We start from the raw sequence: 13778 nt of genomic DNA, 5'->3' as shown, positions 1-13778 counted from the left end.
ATGAAAAATCGTAATAAACAAAATAAAAAAAACAGAAAGAAAGATTTGCTGGCAGCTGTACTCCTGATAGCAGGTTTGCTTTTATTTGGGGCCTCGATTGTCTGGGGACTTGGCAGACAACAGCCGGAAATAGCAGACAATCCGGTGCAGGGAATCAGCGCAGACAGTTCTTTTAAAGGATATTTGGGAAAAGGCTTTACATATGCAGGGGCGGACACAGATAATCAGAATGGAGCAGAGAGTACAGAAGTACAGGCGCAGACACTGGAAGACCCGGAGGAGCCGGAAACAGAAGAGGAACAGGAGCAGGAGCCGGAACAGCAGATCTCCGAAAATTCAGATAATTCCGGGCAGACTGTAGACAATACAGCAGGTGAACCAGAGGAAACTTCTGCTCAGGCAGAAGATAATCAGGAAACTGATGAAGAAGAAGTCCTTCCGAATGAAGTTCACTATGATGATGGAAATAACGATGACGGTGAAAATGGCGATGAAACACAGCCGGAGCAGAATGATGACCGAAATCAGGAAAACACTGAAGTTCCATCAGAGGATGATGATCCGGAACCTGCGCCGGAAGAAAATAAATATCCATCTGTGGCGACCGATCTTGAAAACGGAGAAACCGTCAATGCATCGTACAGGACATTTTTTGTACAGGCTTTTGATTATCATGGAAATGTACTTTCCTCGTCAGCACTTGAAGTATATGGAAACGGGGAGAAACTGTATTCCATCGGAACAGATGCACAGGGAATAGTTTCTTATCGTATCGAACTGGAAGATGGTGCAAACACAGTCAGCATAAAGGTTACAGACAGTGAAGGCTGGAGCACCACAATTCCGGAATACACAATCTACAAAGGCGAGGATGGGCAGCAGGAACCGGAAGGAACGATTTCGCTCAGTATAGAAGCGGGAACAGTTGGTCTTGGGAATCTTCTGGGACCGGAAGCTGTCGAATATTATCAGGGAGAATCCATGGCATCGGTATTATTGAGAGTATTGGATGAAAATGGTTTTGACTGGAGAAATATTGGTGAAGCCAATTCCGGATTTTATCTTAGGTCAATCGGAAGAAGCGGACTGACAGCCGGGGCGGCGATCCCGGAGGAACTGCTGGCACATCTTACTGAAGTAAACAGTCAGCTGACAGAGCATGATAATGACTGGCTGGGCGAATTTGATTTCACAATGGATTCAGGGTGGCTTTATTTTGTAAACGGTGAATATATGAACAACGGAATGTCCGCATATTTCCCGGCAGACGGAGATGTGGTAAGACTCAGATTCTCACTCTATGCAGGAGCTGATGTGGGAGCCGGGCAAAACGGAGAAACCTGGGGAGAATGGTAAATGAAAAAAATTCTGACAGCACTTTTGTCTCTGGCTCTCTTACTGGGAAGTGTTCCGGTTTACGGAGCAGAGGATGCCATACTTTCACAATCGAATACTGAGAATATCACGGAACAGTCTGAACTTTCGGAAACAGCAGAAAATTCCGGCGAAGCTGAACAGGAGCCGGAAACTCCGGGTGGAGAATCAGAAATTCCGGGCGAAGAACCGGAAAGTCCTGATGAAGAGCCGGAAGTTCCGGATGATAATACGGATTCCGGAGAAGATATTGATATCAGTGGAGATACAGAGGAAGAGCCGGACGAAACTCCGGATGGAGACAACAGCCAAAATGAAGGACCGGAAACTCCGGAAGATACGAATGACGAAAAAACATCTTCAGACGAAAATAAAGAAAATCCTTCTCAGGAAGCGACAGCGGATATCAAAACAACAGAGGAGGATTCCAAAAGTGCAGCTGAAGTAGATGATTCAGCCGATTTTCTTGAAAATCTGACGGTATATACGAGTTACAGCGGCTCACCGGATGCAGTTACAATTAATCCGGAAAGACGTGAAGATCTGGATGCTGAATTTGGCGGCAAAGTATATACGGTAGAATACAGCTCCTATGCACTGGCAACAGCGTTTTACGTATCTGCGGATCTGATGGATACACTTCCGGATGATGCAAAAGTAACAATGTCCGGCTGGACAGTCGAGGGTGCACAGAAAACTCTGAACATGGATCGGAAGGCATTTTCAGAAGGAAAGAGATACCGTCTGAGCGGGCGTGTTTTTGCGAAGGGCGCGAACGGAGGATCCAGAGGTGTTTATACGATTACTGCAGGGAATGCAGAACACCAGCAGACATATAAGATAATTGTTCTTCGAAGGCTGGATCTGTCGTCCATCGGATGTTATCTTCCGACGGACAGTGACCTTGCAACAAACATTATCAGAGAAAAATTTAACAGTGCAAACAGAATTTATACTGCATCTGTAGCTGCAGATGTAGATTCTGTGCAGATAAATGTAAAACCGTATTCAATTGATGCGTATTATGGGCTGACCGTAAATGGAGTTCCACTGCAGAATCGAAATACTATACAGGTTCCACTGAATGAAGAGGGTGATACGGATATTACCTTCCATATGTCAGCAGAAGGTGGCTATAATGACCCGGAGTATCAGGGAAAGACCTATACTACTGAGAGTGAGTATCATCTGATTGTGTCCAAACTGGCAGGAGCAAGTACAGAATTCAAAGTCAGTCCCGCAAATGCGGTTGTATGTGTGTACGATGAAAAGGGACTGCGTATTTCTGCATCGGCAGATAACAGCCTTCTGTATGATGGACTGATGCTCGGTAAAACATATCAGTGGACTGTGTCATGTTATGGATATAAAGCGTGCCAGGGAAGTTTTGTGGCAGGCGAACAGAGCGAGATAACAGCAGATCTTGAAGAGAGTGATTCCAGACAGCCGGATATAGAGGACAATGACTGGATCAATTACAGAAACAGTGACACCAACAATGGAGTTATTTCTTCGGAAACCCCGTCGAACGTGGATGAAACTGTTCAGAAGTGGGCTGTAAAAATGGGCGGTGACTGGAACGCAGCTGTAACACCACCACTGGTATTAGGCGGATATCTTTATGCAGCTTCCGGCAAATTTATCTATAAAATGGACAGAAACACCGGTGAGATCGTCGCAGTAAGTGAAGAACTGGCAGGCAGTATGGTATTTGCCCTGAATCCGCTTACCTATGCAGAGGGCATGCTGTTTGCACAGGTTGGAGGAGGCCAGATACAGGCAGTCAGTGCAACGACGCTGAAATCTCTGTGGATCAGTGAAACGGTAGGCGGCCAGACTCTTAGCCCTATCACGTACAGAGACGGTTATATTTATACAGGTACCTGGAATTCTGAAACGACAGCAGGAATCTATTTTGCACTGTCTGTTACAGATGAAGATCCGTCCAGGGGAGATGAAATAAAGCACTGTACATGGAAGTACAGCCATAAAGGCGGATTTTATTGGGCAGGGGCCTATGCATCTGGCGATTATCTTGTATTTGGTTCGGATGATGGATCGGATATGGGAAATTATACAAACACATCGATTCTTTACTCTGTTTCTACAAAAACAGGACAGTTACTTGATAAACTGACCGGTGTAAATGGAGACATTCGTACGACAGTTTCTTTTGACAATGGTTATGTATATTTTGCCACAAAGGGCGGATATCTTTACAAGGTAAAAATGAATGATGACGGAACCTTCGGACAGGTATTAAGCTACAACCTCGGAGGTATGGCAACAGCGACACCGCTTGTTTATAAAGGCAGGATATATATCGGTGTCTGTGGACAGGGGGGACAGTTTAATGCTGACGGCGGACATCATTTTGATGTCATTGCCGAATCAGACAATGAACTGAAACTGGCATATTCTGTTTCAGTACCGGGATATCCACAGGCGGCCCCGCTTCTGTCAACGGCATATGAAAAAGAAGATTTTAACGGGGACGGAAAGCCGGATGGCAGGGTTTATGTTTATTTTACTGCCAATGCCTTTCCGGGTGGAATTTATCTTCTGAAAGATGAGCCGGGACAGACAAAAGGTGCAGCAGAAGAAATCTTTACACCGGATACTGACCAGCAACAGTACAGCATCAGCACACTCTGTGCAGACAAAGACGGAACCATATATTATAAGAATGATTCCAACTATATGATGGCGATTGAAACAAATGTCGCATGTCTGCGAAGTGTGGAAGCTACATCAGACCATGGAAAAGTAACCTGGGACAGAAGTTACCGTAAGGATCGATCTACATATGAATTATCCTGTGAGGACGGAACAAAAAAGGTAACGCTCAAATTCGGAATACCACAGGGCGCAGCGCTGACAGTAAACGGCAAAGTCTGTGACGGAACATTCAGTGCCAGCTTTCAGGGAGAGGATGTGCCTGTTACTGCAGTAGTGTCTAAAAACGGCAAAAGCACGAAATATGTTTTTACTGTTACGGGAGATCACAGCAGTGCTTTGCTGGCTAATCTGACAGTGAGTACGAGCAATGCTTATACGGATGGTGGAAGCAGGATCGGGCTGAAACCGGAATTTACTTCGGAACAGAAAGAATATATGACAGAAACATATACCGGAAACAGTACTCGAATGAATATTTTTGCATTACCGGAAGAAGACAGTGCATCGGTGACTGCAGAAGGTATCCGGGGAATCAAAAAAATCACAAATTTCGGCAAAACCTCCGGAAGCGGCAAAGCACACAGAATTGCAGTGTATTTTGGAGATAATGAGTCAGAGGCACTGGTAAAAGTAACCGTTCAGACCAGAACCGGAAAGACCGAAGTTTATCAGGTATTACTCAGAAGAGCAGATGTTTATCCGCCTGTCCTTTCAGGCAAAAAAGCAGTGCGTTATGAAAACAACAAGATCAGAGTGACTTTCACCTCCAACGAAAAGGGCAGTTATGCTTATGTGTCTGGAAAGGCCGGGGAAACGCCATCCTTTACCGGAGATTTTACGGAGACAATGGCACAGGGAGAGAATACGCTGGATCTGACAGTCCCGGACAAAGAAGAAAAAGTCCTGTATATTCTGGCAAAGGATGAAACCGGAAACATTATGGAAGCACCATATGCCATTTCGATACATGTCTATGCAGGAATAAATGTGGCAATAAAGGTGACTCCTTCTGATGCTGAGATAAAGGTGGTCAATCAGGATGGACAGGAGGTTATTCCGAAGAACAAAAAATATCCGTTTATTGTCGGAAATACATATCAGATTACCATATCCCGGGACGGTCATGAAACACTGAATGAAACAGTTGTGGCAGAAAAAACAAAGACAGAATACAGTTATTCTCTGAAATCAACAATGAATTCTGATACATCATTGAAAAATCTGTATGTATCCAGTTCAGATACGTATGGTAAGGGGATACAGAAGCTGGCTCCGTCTTTTAAGAAGCAGGAAACAAAGTACACCGCGGTCTATGGAGCAGAGAGAAAGAGTCTGAATATATGGGCACAGACAACTAATAAAAAAGCATCCATACAGGTATACGCACTGGCGGGTATCCGGGGTTCAACAGTACAGAAAGATGAAACCATCAGTCAGAGTACCGCGGCAGGCGGACATGCTTTCTGGAAGATAGTTTTTGCAGGCGGAGAAAAAGAGGCAAAAGTCAGAATACAGGTAACTGCGGAAGACGGCACGAAGAAAAACTATTATGTGACACTGAAGCTTACCGACATCACGGCACCGGTACTGAAAAAAGTCAGTGCCAGCAGACTTTCCGTGGACAAAGCATCTGTAGTATACAAATCCAGTGAAAAAGGGTATCGCTACTATCAGGTCGTAGATGCAGGAAAGAAAATTCCGAAACTGAATATAAAAGGGAAAGGAACCGAGATTCAGGCAGGAACAGATACCATTATGCTGAAGGGACTGACTGATGGCGAAAAAGATCTGGTGATCGTTGTCAAAGACAGCACCGGAAATGTGAGTGACCAGCTTGTTATCCGCATCCCGGATGTGAAGAAAAAAGGTCAGATTCCGGGTAATGGGGAAGACAACAACAAGAATAATATAGCGGCACGTCCGGGAAGCGGAGGTCACAAATCAGAAGCAACAACACCGGGAAAGGGTTCAGACGGAAACGGCTCAAAAGAAAACCTGAAGCTGGTAAATGGAAATGGTTCAGGCAGCGACAGCACAAAGGATAAAAACGGCAATTCATCAGGAGAGTCTGACGGTCAAAAACAGTCAGGAAAAACAAAAGACACTTCCAAAAAGACATCCAAAACAGAAAAATCTGAAAAAACAAAAGACAAAGAATCAAAATCCGGCAAAAAAGATACAGAGGACAGCGAAGAAACAGATAAAAATGAAAAGACAGAAACTGCCGATGGAGAAGCAGTTGAAACGGTTTCCGCGAATACAGATGAAAATCTGGCAGAAACTGTGCTTACAGAGGCGAAGACGATACCGCTTCATGTCTGGATTCTGATACTGGTTGCAGGACTGGGAACTGCATACATGATCTTCTGGATCAGAGCACAGCATTATTACAGAAGGAGGATGGCAAAATGAATGACAAAGTAAACGATGCCTTTTCAGGCTGCCATCCTTTTCTGAACTTTTTTTACTTCGCTGTGGTATTTTTGTTTACAATGTTCAATCAGCATCCGGTATTTCTGCTGATTTCATATATCGCAGCAGTGATGTATGCCTTTCTTCTGAATGGATGGAAAAAAACATTAAAACAGAATTTTCTCATAACGCTGCCCGGTCTTTTAATTGTAGCATTATTAAATCCGCTGTTTAACCACTATGGTGTGACAATGCTGTATTACGTAGAAGCCAGTGGAAACTGGATCACACTGGAAGCACTGGTGTATGGTCTGGTGCTCGGTGCTGTGATGTTCATTGTGATTCAGTGGTTCAGTTGTTACAATTGTGTAATGACAACAGACAAATTTGTATATCTTTTTGGCAGGATCATACCGGCATTGTCACTGGTTCTGTCTATGGCACTCAGATTTGTGCCGAGATTTACCACACAGCTCAGGGTAATCCGTAACGGACAGAAAGCAATGGGGCGCGATGTGACAAATGGAAGTATACTTGCGAAGGCGAAGCATGGAATGAATATACTTTCTATTCTGGTTACATGGGCACTGGAAAATGCAATAGAAACTTCAGATTCCATGAGAAGCAGAGGATATGGGCTGCATGGACGCACAGCCTTTTCAATATACAGATATACAAAAAGAGACGGGTGGCTTACCGGCGCGTTTGCCATATTGACAGCAGTATTTGCTTTTGGATGCGCGAAGGGGGCTGCCTTTGCTGTCTATGATCCGAAGATTCAACTGACGGGTATAAATCATGTTTCCTCCGGCTGTGGACCAGTGCTGGCAGTGATAACGTATCTTGCCTTTGCTGTATTTTGTTTCCTTCCGGTATTTTTGAATCTGGCAGAGCGGACTGCACTTTCCAGAAGCCAGAAATCAGTCGGAACAGAAATCGGACTTACGTACAGAAAAATATATGAAGAACTGGAACAGGAGAAACAGTATTCATGAACATATTGGAAATCAGAAATTTCAGTTTCAGCTATCCGGATCAGGAGAAGCGGGCACTTACAGAAATCAGTTTAGATATAAAAGAAGGCACGCTGAATGTCATTTGTGGAAGAAGCGGATGCGGAAAAAGTACACTTCTCCGGCAAATGAAAAGCGTATTGGCACCGCATGGTGAGAGAAAGGGAATGATTTTTTACAAAGGAAAGCCGCTGGCTGAGCTGGATCACAGAACACAGAGTAAAGACATCGGGTTTGTCATGCAGAATCCGGACAACCAGATCGTTACGGATAAAGTGTGGCATGAACTTGCGTTTGGACTCGAGAGTCTGGGGTATGACAATGCCACGATCCGGTTACGTGTAGCAGAAATGGCAAGCTATTTTGGAATCCACAGCTGGTTTTACCGTGAGGTAAAGGAGCTGTCCGGCGGTCAGAAACAGTTATTGAATCTGGCGGCTATCATGGCAATGCATCCGTCGCTTCTGATCCTTGATGAACCAACTTCTCAGCTTGATCCGATTGCTGCGTCTGATTTTCTGGAAACGGTCAAAAAAATAAACCGGGATATCGGAACAACTGTCATCATTACCGAACATAGACTGCAGGATATCATTCCGTTTGCAGATAAAGTATTTGTGATGGATCAGGGAAAACTGATCACAGAAGGAACACCGGGGAAAATCGGTCTGGAGCTGAAAAGACGTGAACATGGCATGTTTTTATCTATGCCGGTACCTATGCAGATTTTTGCGTCGGTAGACAGTGAGCTTGCCTGTCCGCTTACAGTAAGTGACGGAAGAATGTGGATGCAGGAATATCTGAACCTTCATCCGGAAGTTGTTCGGGGAAGGGAAATTCGGGAAGCACAGGCAGAAGAGACACAAAACAGGAAACAGGGAAAAAATAAAAAAGAAAAGCCTGCCATAGAAGTAAAAGAAGTATGGTTCCGTTATGAAAAGGAAAGTGCGGATGTTATCAGGGATCTGTCCTTTCAGGTAAAAAAAGGCGAATTTTATGCAGTTGTCGGTGGAAACGGAACCGGAAAAAGTACAACATTGTCCCTGCTTTGTCGTATCCGGGCACCTTATCGTGGAAAAATAATACTGGATGGGCAGGATATCCGCAAATTCAGTGATAGGGAACTGTACAATGGATATCTGGGGGTGCTTCCACAGAATCCGCAGAGTCTTTTTCTCAAAAAGACGGTGCTGGAAGACCTGTATTCAGTGATAGGTGGCAAAAAAGAAAAAACATCTCCGGAATATCCGATAAATATGAAGAAAGAAAAGGCAATCGAGGGAATCGTCAGTCTGACACATCTGGAAGGACTTCTTGAGAGACATCCGTATGATCTGAGCGGAGGAGAGCAGCAGAGGCTGGCACTGGCAAAGGTACTTTTACTGCGACCGAAGATTCTTTTGATGGATGAACCGACAAAAGGAATGGATGCAGAATACAAAGAAGAACTGGGCGAGATTCTGAAGAAATTGCAGCAGCATGGAATTACGATTTTCATGATCTCACATGATGTGGAGTTTGTGGCGGAGTATGCAGATCGTGTTGGACTTTTTTTCGAGGGAAATATTGTCACAAATAAAGAAACACGTGAGTTTTTTGCAGGAAACAGCTTCTATACGACAGCAGCGAACCGTATGGCAAGACAGTTCTTTCCGGGGGCGGTTACAGGAAGGGATGTGGTAAAGTGCTTAAAGGGCAGGAATTAGATCAGTTTCTGGATGAGTTTCTGGATGAGTTTCTGGATGCCGGAAGTGCTCCGGTTGTGCGGGAAGAGAAAGACGGTCATGATCTGGAAGAATATACCCTTCCGTCGGATGGTCTGATTATCCGACAGATGAAAAAAGATGGAAAAGTCAGCCGTCGGACCTGGTTGGCAATTGTGCTTCTGCTTCTGGTCATACCGGTATTGCTGTATATATCTGTCAGGATCTTTCATGGAAGAAAATACCTTCTGTGCAGCCTGATTCTTGTAGTTGCCGCAATGTTGCCGTTTTTTATGATGTTTGAAGGCAGAAAGCCAAAAGCAAGAGAAATCATGGTCATATCGGTGCTTGCGGCGATCGGCGTTGCAGGGCGTGCAGCATTCTTTATGCTTCCGAGCTTCAAACCGGTTGCGGCAATTGTAATCCTTACAGGGGTTTCCTTTGGTGGTGAGGCCGGATTTCTGGTGGGGTGTATGATCATGCTTTTGTCGAATATGTTTATGGGACAGGGACCATGGACCCCGTGGCAGATGTTCGCTTTTGGTCTGATTGGTTTTCTTGCAGGAATATTATACCGTGTGGGTATTCTGAAAGCACGGAAAGCAGATCTCTGTGTATTTGGATTTTTGAGCGTATTTTTGATCTATGGAGGAATCATGAACCCGGCAGGTGTACTGATGTCCTATGGATATATAACGAAAGAAAGCCTGATCGCAAATTATATTTCAGGCGCGCCGGTAGATCTGGTCCATGCAGTATCTACTGTGATTTTTTTATGGGTTTTAAGCAGACCGCTTCTCGAAAAGCTGGAAAGGATCAAACGTAAATATGGACTGATCCAGGATTGACAAAACCCGGGGTTTCAAATTGTAAAAATAAAAATTGACAGTAATGTGGGAAAATGTTACAATTTTAACAACAAAATAACCAGGCGTGGTCGGATCATTTGTATGATCTGTTTGAGGAAATCCGGTGCGAATCCGGAACTTATTTTACTGTATGAAATATTAAATGCGTAGAATGTTTTAAGTCAGTGTATCCAACGCGTTGTATAGGGCAGAGACTCATAGTATTGGGGCTCTGTTTTTTGTTGCCAAATTTATAAAAGGAGGAAGAAGATGAAAAACAACAAAAGACCATCAATTCGTATGAGACTTCTTGCGTGGATGATGGCGGCAATCATGATGTGTACAGGTCTCAATGTGACTGCGTATGCACAGGAAATATCCTTTGATGAGGGATATGCGCTGGAACAGCAGGAAGAACAGGTTACAGATGAGGAAAACGCAGAAGAAATTCAGCAGGACGAAGCAGACCCAGAAATTTCATTTGAAGGTCCTTGGGATACTGAGGATACAGATGAGGATGACATCACAATTGAGGACGCACAGGTACAGGACGATACAGATACCGAGGAAACAGATGCAGATGAGGTAGAGGTTTTCAGTGATGCAGACGATCAGAATGCCGTTGAAGCATTCAGTGATGGTGATTCCGAATCAGACGGGGAAACAGCAACAGTAACAGTCAATTTTTCGTTTTCACAGGATGACAGATTTGCGGATAACGAATTTGAAGATGGAGCAATTGATAGACCGGTTGCGTTGAAACAGTTGACAGTTCCGTATTTTGACCTTGCCAAGTATGGATTAGAGAAATTTTATTTTAAATCAGAAAAGTATTCTTCAAGCGATAAAGGAACAACTGGAATGGTGGGAACGGCCGAGACAGCACGTAATCATGTCACATTATTACATCTTATAATTTATGCGACAGAAGTTCTGTATTTCGGACTTGGAGATGACGAAGCCGGACAGGGATTTCTGAAAGATGAAGGGTGTTTGGATGATGGAAAAACACTTAATGTTACAGGAAGTCCAGGATCTCTGTACATGGAGCATCTCTGGGGCTTGGATCAAAACCTTAATTATTATTTAAATTATGAATATCCTCTTGCATCGACTGGATGGGGAAGTACTGCTGATCAGATCTTATTACATGATGGTGATGTTGTAACGTTAGCACATTATTCTGATTGGAATTTCTATTCAGATTCCGGAGCAGGATTTAATTATCTGACGGATGAGAATGAAAGCCGTACTAGGGTTGTTGCAGATCGTGGCGAAAAAGACAGTATTACGTTTCAGACCTGGCGCGCGCAAGCGGGCATGAATGGTGGAGAAACAGCGCAGAATAAGATGACTGGAAAGTATCAGCTCTATTATATTCCGGTTGATGATATGTGGGATGGTGATGTGGCATCATGGACACTTCTCGGAGAAACGGAAAATGGAGAACTGAAGGTTGATCTTGACAATATTCCAAATGGAGAATACTTTGTAGGGATTCCGGGGCAGCCGGGAGTCGAGCATACGGATGTAATATGTTCTTCACCAGGTGGTATCTATCTTAACGTAACAGGTTCTGCTTTTGAAGGTCAGGGAACAGAAGCAAGTCCGTATCAGCTTTCAACAGCGAAAAATCTTATAAGACTCAAAAAGCTTGTAAAAGCAGGAAAAATTCCTGAAAACACATATTTTGTTCTTACAGACGACATTACTCTGCCGGAAGGATGGACTCCGATCGGTGAAACAATCGACGGCACAAATAACATTAAATCAGGGAAAAATCTTCGTGCATTCAGCGGAATCCTTGATGGTCAGAATCATACGATCACTGTTCCGGAAGGCGGACTTCCGCTTCTGGGCTATGTAAAGGGTGCAGAAGTTCGCAATCTGAATATCTATGGTACAAAGATTGCCGGATATGGACTGATCAATAATCTGGAAGGTGTCGGACTCTCCGGTAAAGCAGTTTTGCTTGACAATATTACATTAAAGAGCGGATCAAGTACTCTGAAATCAGGTCTTCTCGGTGCTAATATAACAACAAACCCGTATGGAGGATGCTCTGCAGGTTTCCTTGCAACGGTACAGAACTGTACGATTGAAGAAGGAGTTGTAATAGGTTATAACAGAGATCAGTCAGGCATAGGATCGATTGTTGGACGTCTGCAGGGAAGCGTCAGAAATTGTGTAAGCCATGCAACGGTTTACGGAGTTGATTATGTAGGCGGTATTGCTGCGACTAATGATAATTCTATGGGAGACAAGAGCGTTTCTGATTCAACATTTGACGGTGTTGTTGAGGCAAGTGGAAAAAATGCCGGTGGTATTGTCGGCGGTGGATATATGGGCAGCGGTGCACCAAATGGAATCCGAATGTGTGTAGATAACTGTACATCATCCGGTACAATTATCGGAGCAGACAATGTCGGAGGTATTTTTGGCGGAGATGTTGCTGTGGCACAGGCATGGAATGCGTATACCTTTAAGAACAATACATTTACCGGTAAGGTAAGTGCGACAAATGGAACGAACGTTGGTGGAATCATCGGCTATTACAGGAGTTTGAATAAGTTTGATGATATTACAGGCAATACATTTAACGATGATTGCGGTACTGCAAAAGGTATCGGTGGTGTTGAATTTGTCGATACAGGCTGTGAGACACACGAGAATGAGAGTGGAGCAGCTTACTTTAATACAGCAAATGGAACAGACGGATTGCCGAAGGTTCAATGGTGCACCTGGAAGAAAAATCATAACCGTACAGATGATCCTCTGGGAGCAGATGCGGATAAACTGACAAAGAGAAATCATGTGCAGCATATGTGGGATGAAGGTGTAGTAACAAAAAAAGCAACCTGCAAGAATACAGGAGAGAAGACTTACACCTGTACAGTCTGTAAAGAAACAAAGACAGAAACCATTGCAAAGACAAATGACCATAAATATACATGGAAGACAACTGCGAAAGCAACTGTATTTGCACCGGCGAAACAGCAGGGAAAATGCTCTGTATGCGGTAAGACAGTCACAAAAAACTATGGAAAGAAGCTTACGGCAACAATCAGACTGAATGCAACTTCCATCAGACTTCAGCAGAGACGCAGTACCAACAAGATCAAAGTCACAATGGCAAACGGTGATTCTGTGAAGTCCTGGACATCCAACAACAGAAGAATTGCAACTGTCAACAACAAAGGCGTGATCACGGCCGGAAGACAGAACGGAACAGCAAAGATTACAGTAACACTTAAGAGTGGTAAAAAGGCAAGTCTGAATGTCAAAGTTCAGTCCACAAAAGTTATAACAACAAGCATCAGTGGACTGAGATCCAGAGAAACTCTGAAGCGAGGACAGAAACTGACCCTGAAACCAGTAATCAATCCGATCACTTCCCAGGAAGGAATTACCTATGCCTCTTCCAACAGGAATGTAGCAGTTGTAAACCGCAAAGGTGTCATTACAGCACGGGCAAAAGGAGCCACAAGGATCACAGTAAGATCCGGAAGGAAATACTATACAATCAGAGTAACCGTAAAATAATTGACGTTGTTATGTAAAAATGCTATAATAACCGGACAACAAGATAACCAGACGTGGTCTGATTTTGTAGTCAGTTTGAGGAAATCCGGTGTGAATCCGGAACTGTTATTTGCTGTATTTAATGTCAAGCGCGGAAGTCATTTTTAGTCGGCAAGCCAACACGTTATAAAGGACAGAGACTCATCGAATTATGAGGCTCTGTTTTT

At 43.9% G+C, this 13778-nt stretch carries 6 protein-coding genes; all 6 read left to right on the top strand.

Annotation, left to right across the window (positions count from 1 at the left end; all coding sequences use genetic code 11):
• A complete protein-coding gene (locus BQ7344_RS04520) occupies positions 1-1356 on the top strand; it encodes a DUF4430 domain-containing protein (RefSeq protein ID WP_072521598.1) in 1356 nt (451 codons plus the stop codon).
• Positions 1357-6465 (top strand): cadherin-like beta sandwich domain-containing protein, encoded by a 5109-nt coding sequence (locus tag BQ7344_RS04515; RefSeq protein ID WP_072521597.1) that lies wholly within the window; start codon positions 1357-1359, stop codon positions 6463-6465. It begins immediately after the preceding gene.
• Positions 6462-7460, top strand: coding sequence for an energy-coupling factor transporter transmembrane component T (locus tag BQ7344_RS04510; RefSeq protein ID WP_072521596.1), 999 nt, complete (start codon positions 6462-6464; stop codon positions 7458-7460). The genes BQ7344_RS04515 and BQ7344_RS04510 overlap by 4 nt, the downstream gene beginning before the upstream one ends.
• Positions 7457-9184: an ABC transporter ATP-binding protein gene (locus tag BQ7344_RS04505; RefSeq protein WP_072521595.1), complete on the top strand. Its 1728-nt coding sequence runs from the start codon at positions 7457-7459 to the stop codon at positions 9182-9184. Before BQ7344_RS04510 ends, BQ7344_RS04505 begins: the two co-directional genes overlap by 4 nt.
• Entirely contained in the window at positions 9163-10029 is an 867-nt protein-coding gene (locus tag BQ7344_RS04500) for an ECF transporter S component (protein WP_072521594.1), read from the top strand. Before BQ7344_RS04505 ends, BQ7344_RS04500 begins: the two co-directional genes overlap by 22 nt.
• 270 nt (positions 10030-10299) lie before the next feature.
• Positions 10300-13572 (top strand): Ig-like domain-containing protein, encoded by a 3273-nt coding sequence (locus BQ7344_RS04495; protein WP_072521593.1) that lies wholly within the window; start codon positions 10300-10302, stop codon positions 13570-13572.
• Positions 13573-13778: the final 206 nt, after the last annotated feature.

It is taken from the genome of Blautia sp. Marseille-P3087, assembly GCF_900120195.1.
In the GTDB taxonomy this organism is placed as follows: Bacteria; Bacillota; Clostridia; order Lachnospirales; family Lachnospiraceae; genus Blautia_A.
Note: the sequence above shows the minus strand (reverse complement) of the source record. Positions and strands in the feature narration are given on the sequence as shown.

Excerpts from the sequence above, each read along its gene's own strand:
- BQ7344_RS04495 (WP_072521593.1), top strand. The coding sequence starts at position 10,300 with ATGAAAAACAACAAAAGACCATCAATTCGTATGAGACTTCTTGCGTGG.
- BQ7344_RS04520 (WP_072521598.1), top strand. The coding sequence starts at position 1 with ATGAAAAATCGTAATAAACAAAATAAAAAAAACAGAAAGAAAGATTTG.
- BQ7344_RS04510 (WP_072521596.1), top strand. The coding sequence starts at position 6,462 with ATGAATGACAAAGTAAACGATGCCTTTTCAGGCTGCCATCCTTTTCTG.
- BQ7344_RS04505 (WP_072521595.1), top strand. The coding sequence starts at position 7,457 with ATGAACATATTGGAAATCAGAAATTTCAGTTTCAGCTATCCGGATCAG.
- BQ7344_RS04515 (WP_072521597.1), top strand. The coding sequence starts at position 1,357 with ATGAAAAAAATTCTGACAGCACTTTTGTCTCTGGCTCTCTTACTGGGA.